Below are 21145 nucleotides of genomic sequence, written 5' to 3' on the forward strand. Positions count from 1 at the left end.
ATTCAGTTAACGGCCGCGCCGGGGGAATGGAAAGCGGAATGGATCGCTTCAGGCTCTCCGCAAGGGCAGAGATCGGCCGAACAGGCGGAGGAGTCTGCGCAGGCAGGCGGCTGCTCGCTAGTGCTGCCGATCCGGCGGGCCGATGAAGGTCTGACAGGCCGGGTTCTGGGCTTGCTCAAAGAGAAGCCAATGCTGTTAGCGGCATTGCTGGCGGGCCCTGCTGCGGCCCTGTCAGAGGAATTGGCGCAGCTGCTTCCAGCAGAGCCGCCTTTGGCTTCGCCGCCCCCTGCAGGCGGGACGGGGGAAGGCGCACAGCCAGCGGCAGAGCCTGGCTGCGCCTGCGGCAGCGGCGGCTGCAAGTATGCCGCCGCGCTGCGTGAGGCGGCGCTGTCCGGCTGGGGCACGGACATGCGCCTCGCCCTTACGGCGCTGGATCTCGCGCCGGAGAAGCTGGCCCGCGCGGTGTTTGCCGCATGGGCCGAAGAAGGTGCGCCCGAACCCGGCGCGCCTGCGGAGCCGGCCGCAGCGCAGCGCGCGGCCGGCAGTGCGGCCCCCCGCCCGGCGGGCTCGGGGCCCGGCATCGCCGAATGGCTCAGCACAGCCGCCGCCAAAGGCGCGCTGCATGAGCCGGGCCCCGGCTTTGCCGAAGCCCGCGGTCTGCCTGAGCCTCAGGCAGACCCGGGCGGCGGGGCCGCGGCCAGCGTGCGCAGCTGGCTGGCCGGCAGGCTTCCGGCCGTCCCGGCGGCGGACGGCCTGGATTTGATCGTGCGCCGGGCCGCTCAGCGGGCGGCCGGCCTGCACGCAACGACGAAACGCCCGGGGAGATAACCCCGGGCGTTTCGTCATCCCGCAAGCTCGCAGCGTCATCCCGCAAGCTCGCAGCGTCATCCCGCAAGCTCGCAGCGTCATCCCGCAAGCTCGCAGCGTCATCCCGCAAGCTCGCCTACAGCAGGCATAACAAAACAACGCGCTGCTCCCGGCAGCGCGTTGTTGCAGCCGGCTTAATCCCTGCCGGCAGGCCCTTCAGACAGCGCAATGATTTCCTTGCGCAGGCCAAGCATTTTTTTGTCAAGTTCGTCTGCCGCGCGGGCGGCTTCGGTCAGTTCCTTGATGACGTGGGCTGGAACCTGTTTGTCGTATTTGTAGAACAGAATGTGCTCCATGCTGGCCCAGAAATCCATGGCTAAAGTCCTAAGCTGGATTTCAACCTTGATCCATTCCGGGCCTTCCATCAGAATGAGGGGAACGGCAACGATCAGATGCAGGCTTTGGTATCCGTTTGGTTTGGGATTCGCGATGTAATCCTTAATTTCCAGCACCTTAAGATCGTCACGGGTCTGCAAATGATCGACCAGGCTGTATATATCTTTTACAAAAGCGCACACAATGCGCATACCCGCAATGTCATGTATTTCACGGACCAGGTTGTCAGTGGTCAGAGCCAGGCCTTTTCGCTGCATTTTACCAAGGATGCTCTTTGGCTCCTTGATGCGGGTTTTGATATGTTCGATTGGGTTGTAGCCTTGGCGGTGCTTCCATTCCGACTGGAGCAGTTTGATTTTGTTATGGAGCTCTTCCAGTGCCATTTGGTACATCATCGGAAGCTGTTTCCAGTCTTCAAGCCCGGCGAGATGTTCGCCGCCCGCTTCCCAAAACTCTTTGATTGCTGCGGGGTTCAAAGTCAGTTCTTTGCCCGGTTCTTTCGATATGCTCAAGGTATCTACTCCTAATAATGAGCATCTTGCATGACTCCGCATGAAACGCTCTGCCCAAGCCGAGCCCGGAGAAGGGCTGAAACCGTCTGCGGCCTGAACCTTCGGGCGTCATAACTTCGAATGATGCAAAATGCAGAATGATAAAAATAACGCCACCCGGCTTTTTTATTGTACCCCGATTCCTTCTCCAAATCAAAAAGATTAAGCTGTCGGAAACGCTGGTCGGCAAGGTTTTCACAGAACGCTTCAAATCTGGTATGATAGTTAACGTTAACGGGGCCGTGGCTGTTTGGGCCATGTGATTTACCGTCTAAATTAGTGTAGAGCATCATACCTTGAATGAGAGACTAACGATGCGGCCTGGATCGGAGGATGAAAAAAATGAGTTTCTTGGATCGAATAAAAAATGGAGCTAATAAAGCGAGTGAACGCGCCCAGCATGTAGTTGAAATAAACAAATTAAACGGACAAATTTCTAATATTGAACGTGAAATGGGCATTTATTATCAACAAATGGGGCAGGTATTCTACGAAGGCTACCGTGCAAAGGACATGTCCCTTGCCGAGAAAGAAATGATGGACCTGGCCAAAACCTGCGATCTGCTTGCAGAAGAGCGGGATGAGCTGCGTCAGCGTATTGCCGCGCTGAGAAACGAACGTTTGTGTGAATGCGGGAAAGTGGTGCCTCAGGAGGCGATCTATTGCCCGTTCTGCGGCAGAAAGCTGAAGTCCCGCAGCGAGAGCCATAGCGGTGCCCGTTACCAGGCTGATGAAGAACCGGCAAGAGAGCCTGAGGAAGCGATGAGCGAGGCCGGAGCAGCTATGGAGACTATGGTCTATCGCGGGCCTTTGGTGAAGGAGGAGTCGGATTACGCGGGAGAACCGGTTTCGCGTGAAGAAGAGAAACGCCGTCAGCTGGAGCTTGAACGGGAGCGTGAGCGCCAGCTGGAGCTGGACCGCAGAATCCAGACCTGGAAGGAAAACATGATTCCGCCGAAGCCTGCTGCCGAGTCCAGAACCACCGAACCGAGAATAGACGAAACAAGAAGAGCTGAATCGAGAACGGACGAATCGTCTGATGGGGTTCTGAAATGCCAGATCTGTTCCACTACCCTGGCCAAAGGCACGCGGTGGTGTCCGCACTGCGGATCGGAGCAAATCTAGGCATGATCAGCGCAAACCGCAGCCGATCTTTCAGTTCCTTGAGTTCATAAAATCGCCTTAATTAAACGGTGTTTTTCCGGCGTTTGTTCCGTATTACTAAGTAAGTTAGCTCCTTCCGGATGGTTTACGCTTCGGATGGAAAAGCTGAAACAAGAGATCCTGGTTAGGGAGTGTGAAGGAACGTGGAATGCATCGTTTATTTTGATGTCGTCTATGAGAATGAGATCAAGGAGCTGCGCGGACTGATTTTTCTTGACGAAGACCGGCTGCCTGCCGAGCAGGATTACCTGAACATGTTTACGGACATGGGATATCAACTTCGGTTAGAGAAACAGGAGCCGCTGACCTTTGTCCCGGCAGGTCCTGGCGCTGAATACAAGGAGATTCGGATTCGCCGCCTGGATACGGGGAAAGAGGAGGACCATTACGAGGACCCGAACCTCAAAAATATGGTAGCCAACCTGCTGCCGAACAAACCCAAATCCATTTAACCCAGAAACCTGAAGCCTGTTTCCCTGTATCGGGAGGCGGGCTTTTTGCGATAGAATAGAAGCTGGAGGCAAGTATTGGACTGCTGTATTTTGTAAGAGACAAGAGAGCCGGAGGAGAATACCATGAAGCTGTTGATAGATAAAGTCATGCAGGAAGGAATTGTGCTGGATAACGAGGTTTTGAAGGTCGATTCTTTCCTGAACCACCAGATGGATCCGGTATTAATGCAGGAGATCGGGCGTGAATTTGCCCGGCTGTTCGCCGGACAATCCATAACCAAGGTATTGACCATTGAGTCGTCAGGCATCGCCCCCGGGATTATGACCGCGTTGGCACTGAATGTACGGCTGATTTTTGCACGCAAACGGAAGTCATTGACCTTGACCGAGGATATTTTTGTGGAGAAGGTTTATTCCTTTACCAAACAGGAGACGAATGAAATTACCGTGTCCAGGAAGTTTCTGGCGCCTGGCGATAAAGTGCTGATCGTGGATGATTTTTTGGCTAATGGAGAAGCTGCGTTTGGATTGGCGCGGATTGTGGAGCAGGCTGGCGCGGAGGTGGCAGGCATCGGCATCGTTATCGAAAAATCATTCCAGCCGGGCCGGCGTGTGCTCACCAAAGCGGGCTACCGCGTAGAGTCGCTGGTCCGCGTCGCTTCTCTGGCCGGTGGCAAGATCGAGCTGGTGTAGGTGGCGATATGACGGGAAAAAGAGTAACCAGTATGGACGTGGCCCGGCGGGCCGGCGTCTCCCGCAGCGTAGTATCCGCTGTCATTAACGGCACCCAGGGCATCGGCGTGAGCCGTGTGAAGCGGGAGGCGGTGCTGAAGGCCATGCGGGAACTGAATTACCATGTGGATGCGGGAGCCCGGGCTATGAAGACCGGCCGCAGCTCTTGTGTAGCCGTCTTCGGCGACACCTCCAACGCGTTGTTCCTGCAGCTGCTTGAAGGTTTGCAGCAGGCTTCCCTGCGTCATGGCTACCATGTGCTGCTGGTTGGTCAAGGCAGCGGCAGCACAAGCCGGGACGAACTGATCTCGCTTTATTTCCAGCGGCGTGTGGACGGAATTGTCACTTTGGATCACCTGGGATATGCGGATGAAGCGTGGGCGTCCAGCATACGGGAGCATCAGATTCCGTTTGTATCGGTTGAAGGCTATGCAGGGGTTGAAAATATTTATTCGGTAATAGCCGATTATTACGGCAGCGTCCGTACAGCCATGGCGTTTATGGAGAGCAAAGGAAGGGCAGGCGTCACTTATCTGCAAATGGAGGACGGGCATGGGCCCGAGAATTGGGCGGAAAGAGCCCGCCGGGAAGCTTATGCCGCTTTCTGCGCGGAGAGAGGCTGGGCGTACAGGGTGGAGAAAGTGCAACGTCAGGAGCCGGCGCAGATTCAGGCCGTTTTGGAGCATGACCGCTTGGCGGGTACTCCGATGGTATATCTCACAAACTGGATTGATGCTTCGCTTGAGGTCTACAGAGCTGCAGCCCGGCTTGACCTGAAGATCGGCCGCGATATTGCCGTCATGTCCTCCGATAATACCTATCGGGTCAGCTCGCGATTGGTTCCGGCGTTGACCGTTATGGCGGTGCCTTACAAGGAAATGGGCGAAAAGGCAATAGAGCTGCTGCTGGAACAGATTGAAGGCCAAGAACAGCTAAAAAGCCAAGCTGGCGAACAGGAACGCACGGCTGCCTCGTTACGGAAACATTGGCTGCCTGCCCGTCTGCTGGAGGGGGAAAGCGTATAGCCTGCCGGCCTAAGCCGTGCTGCGGCCCTCTGCCACCTACATGCCTATCTGGGAGGCAGCTAAGCAGCTTTCATTCCAGGCAGCGGCAGCTCACCAGTTGCGGATCTGCTTCTCGGCAAAGTCGCCGATCCAGGGCAGCTTTAGCCACTTACTCTGGAGGGAAGCGATGATCAGCGCCACCCAGAACAGGACACCTGCAATACTGAGCAGCGCAGCCAGGGCGATGCCCAGGATGGGGATAAAGCCGGCTACGGTATGGCTGACGATTAGACCGCCGAACAGCAGCACGGACTGCAGGGCATGGAACAGGACAAACCGGCTTCTTTTTTCAATAACGAGAAAAATAATCCCGCCAACAAACGGAAATAAGTGGCACAGAAAGGCGGCTAAGCTTTCAGGCAAGCCTGTAGAGGAGCGGAAAGGGGTCAAGGGCATACACCTTCTTGAGTCAAAGGATAAAGGGGACAGGACATGCGTACGATCCCCCTCTCCCTTTTAGTGTATGACAAGCTGCCCCATGTAAGAACGGTGGGGAAGACCGGCGGAGAAGGGGAGCCGATCAAGCCCCTCACCCTTCCTTCACCAGACGTTCCATCGTACACGTCACGCTCCCCGTGCTTCCGAGATCAAGACGGCGCTGCGGCGGCGATGACGGCGATCTTCTCCGGGCTGATGAAATGCCGGATCACGTCTTCAACAATCGCTCTGGCGGCGTCCGGCCGCCGCAGGCTCTCCAGCTCCCGGTAAAGCTCGCCTTCCGGCTGCCGGCTGAAGAACTGCTCGATCTGGCGGACCAGATCGGAGGGGCGGTGGGAAATAAAGGCGATGCCTTTCTTTTTCAAATAAAGGGCGTTGTTCAATTCCTGGCCCGGAACGGGCCGGAACAGAAACATCGGCAGGCGGCTTACCAGCGCCTCGGATAAGGTGATTCCGCCGGGTTTGGTGATGATGCAGTCGCTGACAGCCATAAGGCTGGCAATGTCGTTGACGAAACCGCAGACCTGCACCTCCTCCTGACCGGCGAAACGTTCCTGCAGCTGGGAGAACAGCTCTTTGTTTTTCCCGCAGACGGCGATGACGCGGCGCTCCCCGCCGGCGGTCAGGCGGCGGCAGATATCGGCGATATTCGGCATAACGCCGTAAGCCCCGGCCATCAGCAGGATTACGGGTTTCCCGTCCTGGCGTAGACGGGCTGCAAGCTGTTTGGCCGAACGCGCATCCGTAAGGGCGTCCTTATCATGTTTCGCTTCCGCGTTTATGTCCGCATGCAGATTAACATCCACTTCCAGAACCATATCCGCATCTTCGCTCCCGCCGTCCTGCTCCTGAGGCTCAAGAGCTCCGGAGAAGCCGGGACGCAGCGGAATACCGCTGGCCACTACACGTTCTTCCGGAATGCCTCGGGCTACCATTTCGTTCTTCAAATCCTGAGTCGCCACATAATAGCGGTTAACGGCAGGATGGAACCACCGGGCATGGATGTCAAAATCGGTAATGACATTAATGATCGGAATCGTCTGACCGGTTCGTTTCAGCAGCTTCGGCATCGTCAATTGGGGAAAAGTATGAATAACCAGATCCGGACTGATGCCGCCGACGATCTTGGCCAGCTTGCTGAGGCCTATGGAATGCAGCAGGCTGTAGAACGGCCGGTTCGGCGGGATTCGCCGCGTTGTGTTGTAGACCCATCCGTACAGGTAAGGGATGGTTTTGAAGCTTTGCATGTATACGAATTTGGTTAATCCGTTAAGCAGCGGATGCGCTTCTGCCATCAGATCGAGCAGAACCACATCGGTAATGCCTTGCTCATGAAAAGAAGATTCCATTGCTTTGGAGACCTGATAATGGCCGTCTCCGTAGCTTGCATATACAATCAAAACTTTGGGCTTTCGCATCAGCCGTCTCCTCCCGGGTAGCCTGATAAGGAAATCAATGGACTTTGCTAGGCGAATTCACCTGTTATAAGTATATACGCTAAAGGCGCCTATAGAAGAATTTGCCGATGAGGCGGACAATTCCTTCTCCCTTATTTTAACCCGAACCCAAACCGATAAATATATTATTGAGGATTGAAATATAAATCCGTAAAAGGTGAAAGCTGAAACACCGTAATGAATATGTTACAATATAGAGAGATAGGAGGCCGTTCCATTTTATCCGGATAAACATAAAGTGTTATCGGGTACCTGATCATCACCTGAGTTTGACAGCAAGCATTGATTCAGGCTTCACCTTGCCGGGTATGTAAATGTCAGATGCCTGCCGGTGGCAGGACAAACTAACCACTTCTAGATGAATACTTGCAGGATCTTTTCGGCGTTCTCATTTACGGAAGCAGTACCATTAGCGTTCTGGGAGGGAATCATATGGCAACGAAAGGTCATAATGAAGTAAAGGAAAGTTTGCGGGAGATGACAAGAATTTTCAGGCCGAAGGATCCCAAAAAATTTGTCAGGGAGTATGTTCGCAAGTACCGCATCATGGGCGGATATGAAGAAGAATTGACTCACCTTGTGGAAACGGAAATGGGTAAGCTGAACTCTTCAGTTTCCTGATGCGATCCTCTGACGGTCGGCCGCTATCACATTTGATATAGGACACTTTCAAACCGTCTCTCCGCTTTTATGCGGGGGGCGGTTTTTTTCTTCCATTCGTTAACATATATTAGAGCATTCAGGCCAGGCACAAGTCCGGCAGATATGAGATACACTAGTCGTATAGATGAAAAAGGAGGCGTTTCCCATGCCGAAAGTGGCTACGAAGAACGCTCAGCAGATTGAGCTGATCCGGGCAGCGGGACGCATATTGGCGGATTGTCATCGCGTGTTGAGAAAAGCCATTGCTCCGGGCATTTCCACGCAGCAGATCGACGAGTTTGTTGAACGGTTTATCACGGAACGCGGCGGCACAGCCGCGCAGAAGGGATATAGAGGGTTCCCCTTTGCGACATGCGCTTCGGTAAACGACGTGGTGTGCCACGGCTTTCCTACGAGAGAGCTGCTGCGCAGCGGGGACATCGTGACGATCGACATTGTGGTCGAGAAGGATGGGTGGATGGCCGATTCCGGCTGGACCTATCTGGTGGGTCAGCCTTCCCCGGAGGTTGAAAGATTGTATAAGGTGACCAAGCTGGCGCTTGAACGGGGGATCGCTGCTGCCGTTCCCGGCAACCGGATTGGAGACATCAGCTACGCGATCCAGCGGACGGCGGATGAGGCGGGCATCGGGATCGTGAAGCCGCTGGTCGGGCACGGGATTGGACAAATGATGCATGAACCGCCTGATGTTCCCAATTACGGACGTCCCGGAACCGGACTCAAGCTGCGAAAAGGCATGGTGATTACCATCGAGCCGGTGTTTACGCTGGGGGACACCGGCGCTGTGCTTTGGGAATCGGACGGCTGGACGATCCGCTCGGCGGACGGAACGCCGGGTGCCCAGTTCGAGCATACCCTTGCGGTTACCGACAAGGGACCAGATCTGTTAACCGAGCAGTCGTATAAATGACGGATTTTTATGATGGTTTTTAAAGGATGGAATCCATAATTGATCAGATCAATCAGCCGGTGCTTTGCGCCGGTTTTTTATGCCCAGAAACGGAAGGGAAGCTGGATAGGGTTTGGCCCGGGAATTTTCACCTCCTAAATGTTTGACAAATAAGAAGTGTGCTCATATACTGTGTATAAAGATATACACAGTATAACAGTGGAGCATGATTAAAAAATACAGCTAAGAGTAGAAACCAGGGGAAGGTGGCACTGCATGAGCGAGTTTTGGAGGGACAGTTTGTTTCTGTTCAGGAGAGAGTGGAGAAAAGACCGCAGACTTCTGCTCTGGAGCCTGTTTTTTATGGTCTATACCGGGGGCTGCATCAGTTTGCTGGTCTATTCAAGCCAGGAACGCGAAGCAGTGAAGTCGATGAATGTCCTGCTCGATTTCTTGTTTCTAATGATGGCTCCGATGACTGGATTCTGTTTCTCCCGCGGCCATCTTCATTATTTTAGGGATGATTCCTACACGCAGAAGCTGTATTACCTCAAAACGCTGCCGATTCGGCCTAACGTGATCATCAGCGCACGTTTGCTGCAACTGTTGGTCTACATCCTCATAAACAGCGTGCTGATGTATGGCACTCTTTATATCCTTACAGACGGATTGGATTCCAGCCTTGGATTTGCTGATTATATAGCCTTTGTCCTGACCTGGACAGGATACAGCTTTGCCGCAAGCGCTTATTACCTTTATTTCGAGTTTCTCCGCAGCGGCAAGGTGTATATGTGGATGAGTTTTGTCCTGATGGGATTGTGCGCATTGGCTGCGGTGGTGATCCTGCTGCTGGATGGAGGATTGGTCAATTATACGATTGATATGTCCGCTCGTTACAGATTGCTGTCACCACTCATGTGGGCAAGTTTGCTAATAGGCGCCGCGATTTTATACCTGTCAGGGAGACATATAGCCCAAAAAATAGAAACGAGAGACCTGGTTTAATCATAATGATTTACAGATAGGAGAGCAGGACAGGAGGTGCCACGGAGTGTGGATTCCCATACAGATTAATGAGAGCAGCGCAGAGCCGCTTTATCATCAGATCGAAACGCAGCTGCGTTCGATGATAGTCGGCGGACAGCTGGGCGAAGGCACCCTTCTTCCTTCCATACGCGAGCTGGCGGCTAGTCTTAACTGCAGTGCGATCACGGTCCGCCGGGTCTACCAGGACCTGGAGAGCGAAGGACTGCTGCGGACCAAGCAGGGGACAGGCACTTTTGTTGGCAAAGTGGAAGATGAGCAGCGCGGTACCTATAAACAAACGTTTGTTAAGGAGGCGCTGGAGGCTGCCATTGACAGTGCCCGGTCGGTTCAATACAGCAAAGAAGAATTAAAGCTGTTGTTTCTGGAAGTGCTGGAGAAGAAGTTTGAGGATACGGAGAAAGGCGGGGAGGCAAAATGACGGATTTGGCCATAAAGCTCAGCGGCATTGTCAAAAGCGGAAGGAGAAAGACGCTTGGTCCCATCGACCTTGATATTCCTTTGGGCCATGTGGTTGCAGTGGTGGGGCCTAACGGCTCCGGAAAAAGCACGCTTCTTCATTTGATGATGATGACGCTCCAGCCGGACGGGGGAACCTTGGAATGGTTTGGTCAGCGATATGAACGAACCCTGCCGATCGAACTGAAGCGTAAGATCGCTTATGTCCCAGAGGCTCCGATGTACGAGGAGAATCAGGCGACGGCAGAGGAGGCGGGAGGCTTCCGGGCGCACTGGTACCCCGAATGGGATGGAACAAGGTTCGAGGAGCTGCTGAACCGTTTTGGTGTGCCTCGCGGAATCAAACTTTCGAAGATGTCCAAGGGAGAACGCCGCAAGTTCGAGATCGCTGCAGCGTTAGCCTGCCGTCCCAAACTGCTGCTCCTGGACGAACCTTCTTCCGGGCTGGACCCTTTCGCCTGGCGGGAAATGATCGGCGGACTGCAGACCCTGCTGGCCGAAGAAGAGATCACGATTCTCATCTGCACCCATATCGTGGATGAGATCAAGCGGCTGGCTGATTATGTTGTCCTGATGCGGGATGGCCGGAGTTATGGGATGGTCGAGAAGGATGCACTGCAGGAATGTTTTCAGGAATGGTGGATTAGAGGCGGACACGAGGAGGTGAGGCAGCTTGGCGCTCTGGAGCTGGAGCAGGGACCGGATCTGATGAAAGTGCTGGTCAACTCGTCCGAAGCTGAAGGATTGGCGCATGAACTGCCAATTGAGGTGCTGAGAAGAAGGAGCATTGAGCTGGAAGAGGCTTTGGAGCTTTGGATGAAAGGGCATTTGCCCGAAGAACTGAAATGGAAGAGGGGGACGTTGTAATGGCAAAACCACTGGTTCTGAATCAGGTATTCAAGCAATTTGGAGACAAGACGGCCGTTAACGGAATTTCACTTGAGGTAGAGGAAGGGGAAATCTACGGCTTGCTCGGCGCGAACGGGGCTGGGAAAACAACGACGATGCGGATGGTGCTTGGGGTTATTTTTCCGGATGGGGGGAACATCTCTTATTTCGGCAAACCTTATGGCCCGGATCAACGTCATGAAATGGGTTATCTGCCTGAAGAACGCGGCCTGTACCCCAAGATCAAGGTCAGCGAGCAGATCACTTACCTGGCCCAGCTTCGCGGCATGTCGGCGAAGGAAGCTGACCAGAGTCTGAAGTATTGGCTGGATCGTTTCGAGGTGCCCGAGTATTACGATAAACGGATTGAAGAGCTGTCCAAGGGCAACCAGCAGAAGATGGGTTTTATTGCGGCCGTTGTGCATAAACCAAAGATTCTGATTCTCGACGAAGCATTCAGCGGCCTCGACCCGGTCAATGTGGAATTGCTGAAAGCCAATGTGAAGCAGCTGCGCAATGAAGGCACGAGCATCTTGTTCTCGACGCACCGGATGGAGCATGTGGAAGAGCTGTGCCGCAACATTACGATTTTGCACCGCTCGAACCCGGTCATCCAGGGGGATTTGCAGGAAATCAAGAAACGTTATCCGCGTGAATCGGTGATCCTGCGGACGACAGGCGCTGTGGAAGGGCTGGACCGGATCGGCGGCGTGACGCAGGTTGAACGCAAAGAGCGGGGGTACCAATTATCGATTTCAGATATTTCGGCGGCTAAGGCGATTTTGTCTACCGCTATGGCGCAGAGCGAAGTGGAGCATTTTGAAATCCAGGAGCCTACGCTCAACCAAATCTTCATCAAGGAAGTGGGGGAGTCCAATGAATAAGCTGGGTACCGTTATCCGTTTCTCTTTCATGAGCAAGATTCGCAAGAAATCTTTCCTGATTACGATGCTGGTCATTGCTATCCTGATTACGATTCTGGCCAATGTTCCGTTCCTGATTGATAAGTTTATGAACAAAGATGACAAGCCGCTGAATATCGGCCTGGTCTACGAACCGCAGCCGGCCATCGCCGAGAAATTCCGCCAGGTTTCGGAGCAATTGCAGAGTCCGGGCTACACCCTCGTTGACTATAAAGGCGAGGTCAAAGATGAGCAGCTCCAGCAGGATATAACCTCCAAGAAGCTGGATGCTTATCTGAAATTCAGCCAGGACCGCAGCGGCGGCTTTCCGGAAGTGACCTATGTATCCAAATCCGGGGACAATCCGGGTCAAGGTCTGTCAGCTTCTCTGCAGAGCGCCCTTCAAACGGTGAAAATGCAGACGATTGCCGGAGGTTCGCTCAGCGACAGCCAACTGGCAGAACTGGCATCGCCCGTTCAACTGAATGCGGAAAAGGCTGGCAGTGCAAATACGGCGGGGGGAGATCAAGACGGAAAATCCTCCGACAGCGCGAAGGTAGCTAATTATATTTACGTATACGTTCTGATCATCCTGTTCCTGATGATTAATACAACAACCGGAAGTATGATTGCCTCCGAAGTAACCGCTGAGAAAAGCTCGCGAATCATGGAGATCCTCATCACCAGCGTCTCACCGCTGGTTCAGATGTTCGGCAAGATCATTGCCATGTTCCTGCTTGGCTTAATGCAGATCGTGTTCTTCGCCGTGGTCGTGGTGGCGAATATCTCGATGCCGCATAACCGCGAAGCGATCAAAGGCCTTGGCGTCGATATTTCGCAGATTAGTGCGGACGTCTTCCTGTATGGGCTGGTGTTCTATATTCTGGGTTACTTCCTGTATGCGACTCTGTTTGCAGCGATCGGTTCCCTGGTCAGCCGGACAGAGGAACTGGGACAGGCGATCATGCCGATTACACTGCTGTTAATGGTTTCCTTCTATATCGGCATCTTCAGTATTGCAACGCCAAATACGATGCTGATCAAAATCGCCTCATTTATCCCGTTCACCTCGCCGATCTCCATGCTGGTGAGAGTAGGAGTAGGGGAGGTAGCCACATGGGAAATCGCCGTTTCGCTTGTGATTCTGCTGATCGCTACCTTCTTCTTCGGCTGGCTGTCGGCGAAGATCTACCGCACCGGCGTGCTCCTGTACGGCAAACGCCCTTCGCTCAAAGAGCTGGGCAAAGCGATGCGGGCTTATAAGATGTGAGGGGTAAGCGGGTTTATGTGTGATGTCATTATTAATGAGAATTGCATAAATATTCACATGTACAATGATATGTAATATTTTTCGGTTATTAAAAAGGTTGCTCCTAATTCCTAGGGCAACCTTTTTAATTGAATTTCAAGTAATATAGTTATTTATTCTCAAGCGAAAAACCTTTTAAGATAAATTTTTGAAGTAGATATAATCACAAGATATTGCTACCAGTCCCCTTTACCACTCGATAATCTAATCGGCATGGATAGTTGAATATAAAGAAAGTTACGCGAGTTAAATATAACTGATTGATTATATTCGTTATTGATTATATAATCTGTTATGAATTATAAGAGCATTTAAAGTGCCAGAGAGGAGGAATGTTAGTGAGCACTATTGATGAAATGTCAGATCATATGAAATTGCTCGCTGATAAAACAAGACTGACCATTATGGCTCTTTTAAAGGAACGGGAAATGTGCGTTTGCGACATCGTGGATATTTTGGAGACAAGTCAGCCTAATGTAAGCCAACATTTAAAAAAATTGAAATTAGGTGGATTGGTTCATGAAACCAAAAAAAGCCAGTGGGTTTATTATTCCTTGAACGTAGAAGATAAACCTTATCTGGAAAGTGTAATGAACCAGCTTCCTTGTATGAAATCTCAGCTTGAAGGCCGAACCGGCTTATCATGTGATTAACTTCCGGAGGTCCTATGCTAATTGTTGCTATTGTTATTTTTCTCGTTACGCTAACCTTCGTCATTTGGCAGCCAAGGGGGTTAAGCATTGGGTGGTCAGCAGCAGGGGGAGCCATTCTGGCTCTATGTTTTGGGGTTGTTCAACTTTCTGACGTATGGGACGTAACCCAAATTGTATGGAACGCTACTCTGACCTTTGTGGCCATAATTCTGATTTCACTCATCTTAGATGAAATTGGCTTCTTTGAATGGGCAGCCTTACACGTAGCCAGGTTTGCCAGGGGGAACGGCCGGCTGATGTTTGTCTACGTGATTTTGCTCGGAGCTGCCGTATCTGCTTTGTTTGCCAATGATGGAGCAGCCCTGATCCTGACTCCTATTGTACTTGCAATGGTGCGAGGTCTTAACTTTAATGAGCGAATGATTTTGCCGTTTATCATGGCAAGCGGTTTTATTTCAGACACGGCTTCTTTGCCGCTCATAATCAGTAACTTGGTGAACATCGTTTCGTCTGATTTTTTTGGCATTTCCTTTGTAGATTATGCCAGCAGGATGATTATCCCTACCCTGTTTTCAATCGCAGGAAGCCTGTTCATGCTGTTTTTAATGTTCAGAAAACGTATCCCTGTTCACTATGAAGTAGAGCAGCTTAAAGTCCCTTCTTCAGCAATCAAAGATCGACGATTGTTCCGCTTATCCTGGGTCATTCTTGCTGTTTTGCTTATCGCCTATATGTGCAGTCAGTTTATAAATATTCCAGTTTCCGTCATCGCTGGAATTGTCGCTGTGGTCTTTATCCTTTTTGCTCAAAGTAGTCCTCAAATCCATACTTGGAAACTTATTAAAGAGGCTCCTTGGGCCGTTGTAGTATTCTCCATCGGTATGTATGTCGTCGTGTATGGATTAAGAAATGTGGGTCTGACAGATGAATTAGGCAAATTATTTGAAGCCGTAAGCCAGCATGGATTGTTTATTTCTACAATAGCTTCCGGCTTTATAGCAGCTATTTTGTCGTCCATCATGAACAACATGCCTACGGTTATGATTGATGCGCTTGCGATTAAAGCAGCCTCAACAGAAGGCTTTATACGAGAGTCGCTTATTTATGCAAATGTGATCGGATCAGATTTGGGACCTAAAATTACGCCGATTGGTTCATTAGCTACTTTGCTTTGGCTTCATGTCTTGGCTCAGAAAGGAGTCAAAATTGGTTGGGGAACTTATTTTAAAATTGGCTTAATCTTAACCGTTCCGACACTGTTCATCACTTTGACCGGCCTTTACTTATGGCTATTCTTTATTAGTTCCACTTCGGTCAATTTATGGCTTGTCATTGCTGGAATTTTTGTTTGTCTCATAGCTGTTTGGTGGGGAGTACGGAAACTTTTGAATAGAAAAAGCCAACAGGGTATCAACTAAACAATACCTATCAAAATCAAGAGTAAAAGGGGAATTTAATTATGGAAAAGAAACCACTTGTTTATTTCTTGTGCACAGGGAATTCTTGCCGGAGTCAAATCGCAGATGGCTTTTTAAAAGCACTTGGTGGAGATAGATATGAAGTGAAAAGTGCGGGCTTGGAAGCTCATGGATTAAATCCACGGGCTGTACAAACGATGAGAGAAGCTGGTATTGATATCAGCAGCCATACCTCGGATGTAATCGATCCGGAAATCCTGAATCGCGCAGATTATGTGATTACGCTGTGCGGCCATGCGGATGAACATTGCCCAGTAATTTCTAATCCTAACGCTACAAAGTGGCATTGGGGTTTTGATGATCCTGCTAAAGCCACGGGTACGGATGAAGAGATTACGGCTCAATTCAATCAAGTTCGTGATGCCATTAAAAACCGGATTGCCCAGTTTGTTGAGACTGGAAAATGATTCTACTCAAGACCTTTAAGGAGAAGATCCATTATGGTTAAAAATTATCAGGCACTTATAGAAGATAAAATTTTTTTCGGTGGGGCAGCCGATGTTGAAGACATGTTTTACAACGAAGGCATTGAAGTAGTCGTTGACTTGCGTGGTGAAGCCTCAGAGCCGGCTTTGGCAAATGAGAAGCTTCAATGGGTCCAAGTCCCTTTAGAGGACCATGCTACAGGCCCTCAGGATGAGCTTTACCGTGAGGCGATAGACAATGTGCTGAAAGCTTATCATAGTGGGAAGAAAGTAGGATTCCATTGTGGTGGAGGTAGAGGCAGAACGGGAACTGTAGCAATCGGTACTCTTATTGAATTAGGCATAAGTAAAGACTTGCAGGAAGCGGAAGTCCTGGCGAAAACCATTCGTCCAAGCATCAACATTAAATCCTCCCATCGTCAATCCCTTGAAAAAATGTATTGATAAACGGAAAAAGAAGAGGTCTCCATAAAGGGCCTCTTCTTCATTTCTCCGAAGTGTAATATTACGAGCAACTCTTTGGTCCACATCCTGAGTCCTGAACCACAGGACCACAACATCCCGTTTCTTCTTGAGCTGCAAGATTATGTTTAGAGATCGAGCATACTCCAGTCTCAGGAAGTTTCAGTTTGACCTCACGAGCAGCCTCAAAATCACCGGCAATGGCAGCAACAACGCTTCTTACCTGCTCATAACCGGTTGCAAGCAAAAAGGTTGGAGCACGGCCATAACTTTTAGCCCCTACGATGTACAGATCCTTCTCAGGTTGCTGCAGTTCGGTTTCACCATGTGGCCGAACCGTCCCACAGCTATGAATATTAGGATCAATGAGGTTCGCTAACTGAGGAACACATTCAATTGCCGGATCAAAGGTATATCTTAGTTCACTCAGAAATGAGAAGTCCGGCCGTGATCCGGTGGCGACAATAATTTCGTCCAGGTTAAGAATTTGAGTTTGATCGCCGTTCTGTTTGCCGATAAGGGCAAGCTGCCTGGATTCCTGATCCTCTTTAATTTCCTGAACAAGAAAAGGTGTATGAACTTCCACGTTCCCCTCTTGAACAAATCGATACGCCTTCATTCCGAGTTCACCGCGTGCCGGAAGACCATCATTTTCGCCGCCTCCAAAGGCTTCATCTACTTGCTGTTTTCTCAAAATCCAATGGATCTTAGTCTGTTTCTCCTGCAACTGCAGCTGATGAAGAAGAGTAAGGGACTGTATAGCAGAATGACCGCTGCCGATGACAGCTACATTTTTGCCAGCATATTTTTTATACTCCATACCCAAAATATCTGGTATGCCATAACGAATATGTTCGCCATGTTTAAGCTCCCCATCAGAAACCTTTCCGTTTGCTGTCATGGAATTTGGAGATAGCCAAGTACCAGTAGCGTCGATGACTGCTGAAGCTTCGACTATTCCCGTTCGGCCTTCTTGAGTGTATTCCAAAATAAAAGGAGCTTTTTCTCTGCCCAGTGTCTTCATTTTGTCTATGTCTTTCCGGTAAACAGCCGTGACTTCTGTATTCAGAGAAACATTAGGCTTAATGGAGCTTAATTGGGATAAAGGGTTAAGATAGAGTTCCACCAAATCCTTTCCCGTCGGTAGATCATTTGAATTAGGTGCCTGCCAGTCGCTTTGCAAGAGCAATTCCCTGGCAACCGGATCTATATTAAACTCCCAGGTGGAGAACATGCGGACGTGTTTCCAGCTTAAGACCGAGGCTCCAACGGTTGATCCTTTTTCAAATAAAACAAATGGTAAATTTCTTTTTACAAGCTGTGCTGCAGCAGCAAGAGCCACTGGGCCACCGCCAATAATAGCTACAGGTAATTGTTTATTCATAATGTGTTCCTCCATAACTTTAAATTTTATTTGCACATTGCAAGTTTTTGTTTAAATAGTTCCCTACCAAATAGGGTAAGGGCTCTACTATATTTAGTTAAGTAATTAACTGCCCATAAACAGCTTCTCCATAATCATGACATCAATAAATTGACCGTCTAGGACGCCCTGGTTTTGAAAAACTCCAACTTCTCTATAACCTAATTTTCGATATAGACCTTGACCGCCTTGATTCGAGGGGAACGTAAAGAGAACAATTTTATAAAACTGATTCGCCTTAGCTTGTTCCTCTAACTCGGTAAGAAGAGCACTTCCCACGCCTTTCCCTCTATGGTCACGATCAATGTAAATAGACAAATCGGCTACCCCTGCATAAGCACAACGGAGGGAATAGGGGTTTAAGGAGGCCCAGCCAACCACCTTGCCTTGTTCTTCGGCAACAAGGATGACAAAACGATCCCTGTGCGAATCGTACCACTGCTGCATATAGGCCATATCTTTAGTTTCGTTTTCTAGAGTTGCGATTCGGTCCTCAATTCCTTGATTATAGATGCGCCGAATACTTTCCAAGTCTAAAGGTTGAGCTTGGCGTATCTTCATTGTTGTAGTTGACATTTTCTGGGACTCATGCATAAAGTACACTCCTTTTATTTGCATTTTGCAAGTATTATTTAAAAGCTATCACCCCTTGACGGGGCGGCAGCAATTATCTGACTTCGCCATGGCTTCATTCATCAGTTTAATGGACTTTAGAACCGTTTGGTGCTCTTCTTCACTCATATAAGAGAAAACTTCATCCAAAAAAGCATTCATTTGCTGATCAATGGTCGTAGCCACAAACTTTCCTTCCGTAGTGAGGGATAGGGTATATACTCGGCGATCGGAGGGATCAGGTGTTTTTTGAATCAAGTTCATTCGAACTAAAGATTGAATCTGTCTGCTAAACGTTGTAATGTCCGTGCCGAGGATGTCCGCAATTTGCTGCATCGAAGGTTGATGCCGACGATCCACTTCATACAGGATATGGCTTTGTACAGGGGAGATATCACACCCACCTACACTACAGCAGTTCTTATTGAGCAATCCGAAGCGACGAGTCATAATTTGAAACAGTTCACGTGCGTTTTCCAAAGTATGTCACCTCTTGGATCTAGTTATAGCTTATTTATTTGCAAAATGCAAGTAAAATTAAACGTTCTTTTAAAAGAATGCTTAATAATTCTAATGCTTATTCCTTTTCAGTTCGATCGATATTGTCCACACAGGATTGAACTAGAGGCAGGTTAGTTGAACAATAACTGCGGCAGATAATATTTTATTTTATCAAGTCTTGTTCAGCCCAATTTCCTTAAATAACTTTAACAGACCTTGCCAAAATGGGAGGCCACTGAAAAAGTCCATTTCACGAAAGAGGTACAGACCCTCAAGAAATTTGAGGAGTCTGTGCTTCTTTTTTTCGCTTATAATTAAGGCATCATGGAGAGCGGGTGAGCGGATGATTCGGCAACAACAATCATTGGTTTTAAGTCCATATGCAGGGTTGTATGACATCGTGGTGCCAAAGGACAATATGTTGCGCCAAATCAACGATCTGGTGGACTTCACTTTCATATACGATGAATTGAAAGATAAATACTGCTTGGACAACGGTCGCAGCGCGATCGATCCGATCCGCATGTTCAAGTACCTGCTGTTAAAAGCCATATTCGAGTTGTCTGACGTAGATATCGTCGAGCGCTCGAGGTACGACCTATCGTTCAAGTACTTTCTCGACATGGCACCAGAAGACCCGGTCATCGATTCGAGTTCGCTGACGAAATTCCGCAAGCTGCGGTTAAAGGACATGAATCTGCTGGACATGCTCATCGGCAAGACGGTGGTCCTCGCTGTCGAAAAAGATATCTTAAAAAGCAACTCGATCATCGTAGACGCGACCCATACGAAAGCAAGGTACAACCAAAAGTCTCCGCAAGAAATACTGCAAGATCGTGCGAGGAAGCTGCGCAAGGCCGTCTACGCGATGGATGAATCAGTGAAGGCGAGGATGCCGACAAAAAACACAACCGACGTACTGGAAGACGAAATTGAATATTGCCAGAAACTAATTTCCTTCATCGAGACGGAATCAGGGGTCGCTCAAGTACCTAAGGTGCTGGAACCGCTGAACCTGCTGAAAGAAACAGTGGAAGACGACGTAGAGCAGCTTCGTAGTACGGCTGACCAGGATGCTCGAGTGGGACACAAGAGCACAGATTCAGCGTTCTTTGGATACAAGACGCATCTGGCGATGACCGAGGAACGAATCATTACTGCGGCTGTTGTGACAACAGGCGAGAAGAACGATGGCAAGCAATTGCAGACGCTAATTGAAAAAAGCAAAGCAGCTGGCATGCAGGTGAAGACAGTAATTGGCGATACCGCGTACTCCGAAAAGGATAACATCTCTTACGCGAAGAATAACGAGATCGAACTTGTAGCTAAACTCAATCCACTCATCACGCAAGGCGGTCGGAAGAAAGAAGACGAATTTCTGTTCAACAAAGATGCCGGTATGTACGTATGCAAAGCCGGTCATATGGCAGTTCGCAAGGCGAGAACTGGGAAAAAGGGTGTAGGCGCGAACCAAACCGACACGTATTATTTCGATGTAGAAATTTGCAAGCGATGTCCGCTTAGGGAAGGTTGTTACAAGGAAGGTGCGAAGAGCAAAACTTATTCCGTGAGCATAAAATCTAACGAGCATAAGGAACAAATGGCTTTCCAGGAAAGCGAATATTTTAAGACGAAATCTAAAGAACGCTACAAGATCGAAGCGAAGAACAGTGAACTCAAACACAGGCACGGGTATGATGTAGCCACATCCTCGGGTCTTTTAGGTATGGAGCTTCAAGGCGCTATGGCGATATTTGTTGTGAACTTGAAACGGATACTAAAGCTTAGTGAGTAAGAAAACGGATAATGAGAGCATGAAAAGAGACATCAACCGGGATTCTCCCAAGATTAGATGTCTCTTTTGGTTTTTTAAGCAATTGTTAGTCTAAAAACCGGAAGTTCTTCAGTGGCCTCCCAAAATGGCAGGGTATATTTTTTTGTTCTGTTTTAAACTATAGTTTAAAATGGGGGAGCCGAAGTCAATTTATAACTAAGTATGAAGTAGTAAAATACCAGAGTTTGAAGATTTTTAGGAATTGTGCGTCGTTAGGCAACGTATGATTATTCATCCATTCGTCAATTATTTCCTTACAACTTGCATTTTTTTTCTTGTTAACGCCTGTAATGCCTATAATTTCATGACTACTATGACGAGAATATGCACCTAGTAAATTTGAAGCATTGAAAACTCCCAAAAAATACTTTTTCCAACTTTTGTTATTACTAAGTTGGTCAACGAGCGAATAAACTATTTGTCTCACATATTGGTGACGTTCTGTAGTTAATTTATCATATTCGTCTTTGTTTCTTTTTATATCATACGTAATTACTTCAAGAATGTTATTTAATCTCTTTATAAAGTCAGCTTGAAGAACA

Annotated in this window: 23 protein-coding genes; 16 read left to right on the top strand and 7 right to left on the bottom strand. The window is 49.4% G+C overall.

Features of this window, described 5'->3' with window-relative positions:
* Positions 1-2: 2 nt before the first annotated feature.
* Both AWM70_RS23600 and AWM70_RS21440 read right to left on the bottom strand, forming a co-directional pair.
* On the bottom strand, positions 3-581 hold the full coding sequence (locus AWM70_RS23600; RefSeq protein WP_169823487.1) for a hypothetical protein: 579 nt from the start codon (positions 579-581) through the stop codon (positions 3-5).
* Positions 582-1001: 420 nt separating this feature from the next.
* Positions 1002-1598, bottom strand: coding sequence for a GTP pyrophosphokinase (locus tag AWM70_RS21440; RefSeq protein WP_237167943.1), 597 nt, complete (start codon positions 1596-1598; stop codon positions 1002-1004).
* A 498-nt stretch (positions 1599-2096) separates the two neighbouring features.
* Here AWM70_RS21440 and AWM70_RS21445 point away from each other — a divergent pair, with 498 nt between their 5' ends.
* From AWM70_RS21445 to AWM70_RS21460, 4 genes are all read left to right on the top strand, one after another.
* Positions 2097-2879, top strand: coding sequence for a hypothetical protein (locus AWM70_RS21445; protein WP_068699864.1), 783 nt, complete (start codon positions 2097-2099; stop codon positions 2877-2879).
* Between the two features lie 182 nt (positions 2880-3061).
* Positions 3062-3370, top strand: coding sequence for a hypothetical protein (locus tag AWM70_RS21450; protein WP_068699866.1), 309 nt, complete (start codon positions 3062-3064; stop codon positions 3368-3370).
* 123 nt (positions 3371-3493) lie between these two features.
* Positions 3494-4063 (top strand): xanthine phosphoribosyltransferase, encoded by a 570-nt coding sequence (locus AWM70_RS21455; RefSeq protein ID WP_068699868.1) that lies wholly within the window; start codon positions 3494-3496, stop codon positions 4061-4063.
* An 8-nt stretch (positions 4064-4071) separates the two neighbouring features.
* The gene (locus AWM70_RS21460) at positions 4072-5127 is read left to right on the top strand and encodes a LacI family DNA-binding transcriptional regulator (protein WP_068699870.1); all 1056 of its coding nucleotides are present in this window, start codon (positions 4072-4074) and stop codon (positions 5125-5127) included.
* Between the two features lie 90 nt (positions 5128-5217).
* Here AWM70_RS21460 and AWM70_RS21465 read toward each other — a convergent pair whose 3' ends face one another.
* Together AWM70_RS21465 and AWM70_RS21470 are read right to left on the bottom strand one after the other, a co-directional pair.
* On the bottom strand, positions 5218-5556 hold the full coding sequence (locus AWM70_RS21465; protein ID WP_068699873.1) for a DUF4870 domain-containing protein: 339 nt from the start codon (positions 5554-5556) through the stop codon (positions 5218-5220).
* A gap of 197 nt (positions 5557-5753) precedes the next feature.
* Positions 5754-7022, bottom strand: coding sequence for an MGDG synthase family glycosyltransferase (locus AWM70_RS21470; RefSeq protein WP_068699874.1), 1269 nt, complete (start codon positions 7020-7022; stop codon positions 5754-5756).
* 471 nt (positions 7023-7493) lie between these two features.
* On the opposite strand from AWM70_RS21470, the gene AWM70_RS21475 reads away from it, so the two are divergent.
* From AWM70_RS21475 to AWM70_RS21525, 11 genes are all read left to right on the top strand, one after another.
* Complete coding sequence (locus AWM70_RS21475) at positions 7494-7682, top strand: hypothetical protein (RefSeq protein WP_068699876.1); 189 nt, start codon at positions 7494-7496, stop codon at positions 7680-7682.
* 187 nt (positions 7683-7869) lie between these two features.
* Complete coding sequence (gene map, locus AWM70_RS21480; RefSeq protein ID WP_068699878.1) at positions 7870-8634, top strand: type I methionyl aminopeptidase; 765 nt, start codon at positions 7870-7872, stop codon at positions 8632-8634.
* 255 nt (positions 8635-8889) lie between these two features.
* Positions 8890-9618: an ABC-2 transporter permease gene (locus AWM70_RS21485; RefSeq protein ID WP_151208787.1), complete on the top strand. Its 729-nt coding sequence runs from the start codon at positions 8890-8892 to the stop codon at positions 9616-9618.
* Positions 9619-9664: 46 nt separating this feature from the next.
* Positions 9665-10078: a GntR family transcriptional regulator gene (locus tag AWM70_RS21490; RefSeq protein WP_068699882.1), complete on the top strand. Its 414-nt coding sequence runs from the start codon at positions 9665-9667 to the stop codon at positions 10076-10078.
* Positions 10075-10983: an ATP-binding cassette domain-containing protein gene (locus AWM70_RS21495; RefSeq protein WP_068699884.1), complete on the top strand. Its 909-nt coding sequence runs from the start codon at positions 10075-10077 to the stop codon at positions 10981-10983. Before AWM70_RS21490 ends, AWM70_RS21495 begins: the two co-directional genes overlap by 4 nt.
* On the top strand, positions 10983-11888 hold the full coding sequence (locus AWM70_RS21500) for an ABC transporter ATP-binding protein (RefSeq protein ID WP_068699886.1): 906 nt from the start codon (positions 10983-10985) through the stop codon (positions 11886-11888). Before AWM70_RS21495 ends, AWM70_RS21500 begins: the two co-directional genes overlap by 1 nt.
* Complete coding sequence (locus AWM70_RS21505) at positions 11881-13176, top strand: ABC transporter permease (protein WP_068699887.1); 1296 nt, start codon at positions 11881-11883, stop codon at positions 13174-13176. The genes AWM70_RS21500 and AWM70_RS21505 overlap by 8 nt, the downstream gene beginning before the upstream one ends.
* A 371-nt stretch (positions 13177-13547) precedes the next feature.
* A complete protein-coding gene (locus AWM70_RS21510) occupies positions 13548-13868 on the top strand; it encodes an ArsR/SmtB family transcription factor (protein WP_418303192.1) in 321 nt (106 codons plus the stop codon).
* A 14-nt stretch (positions 13869-13882) separates the two neighbouring features.
* Positions 13883-15286, top strand: coding sequence for an arsenic transporter (locus tag AWM70_RS21515; RefSeq protein WP_068699891.1), 1404 nt, complete (start codon positions 13883-13885; stop codon positions 15284-15286).
* Positions 15287-15327: 41 nt separating this feature from the next.
* Positions 15328-15753: an arsenate reductase (thioredoxin) gene (gene arsC, locus AWM70_RS21520; RefSeq protein ID WP_068699893.1), complete on the top strand. Its 426-nt coding sequence runs from the start codon at positions 15328-15330 to the stop codon at positions 15751-15753.
* Between the two features lie 33 nt (positions 15754-15786).
* Entirely contained in the window at positions 15787-16215 is a 429-nt protein-coding gene (locus AWM70_RS21525) for a protein-tyrosine phosphatase family protein (RefSeq protein ID WP_068699898.1), read from the top strand.
* Positions 16216-16276: 61 nt separating this feature from the next.
* On the opposite strand, the gene AWM70_RS21530 is transcribed toward AWM70_RS21525, so the two are convergent.
* The 3 genes from AWM70_RS21530 to AWM70_RS21540 form a co-directional block, all read right to left on the bottom strand.
* Positions 16277-17617 carry an NAD(P)-binding domain-containing protein gene (locus tag AWM70_RS21530; RefSeq protein ID WP_068699900.1) on the bottom strand — a complete coding sequence of 447 codons (1341 nt, stop codon included), beginning with the start codon at positions 17615-17617 and terminating at the stop codon, positions 16277-16279.
* A 105-nt stretch (positions 17618-17722) separates the two neighbouring features.
* Positions 17723-18250, bottom strand: coding sequence for an arsinothricin resistance N-acetyltransferase ArsN1 family A (locus tag AWM70_RS21535; RefSeq protein WP_237167780.1), 528 nt, complete (start codon positions 18248-18250; stop codon positions 17723-17725).
* A 48-nt stretch (positions 18251-18298) separates the two neighbouring features.
* Positions 18299-18748 carry a MarR family winged helix-turn-helix transcriptional regulator gene (locus AWM70_RS21540; RefSeq protein WP_068699902.1) on the bottom strand — a complete coding sequence of 150 codons (450 nt, stop codon included), beginning with the start codon at positions 18746-18748 and terminating at the stop codon, positions 18299-18301.
* A gap of 364 nt (positions 18749-19112) precedes the next feature.
* On the opposite strand from AWM70_RS21540, the gene AWM70_RS21545 reads away from it, so the two are divergent.
* Positions 19113-20564 carry an IS1182 family transposase gene (locus AWM70_RS21545; RefSeq protein ID WP_068698817.1) on the top strand — a complete coding sequence of 484 codons (1452 nt, stop codon included), beginning with the start codon at positions 19113-19115 and terminating at the stop codon, positions 20562-20564.
* Positions 20565-21145 lie beyond the last annotated feature (581 nt).

This window comes from Paenibacillus yonginensis (assembly GCF_001685395.1).
Lineage (GTDB): Bacteria > Bacillota > Bacilli > Paenibacillales > Paenibacillaceae > Fontibacillus > Fontibacillus yonginensis.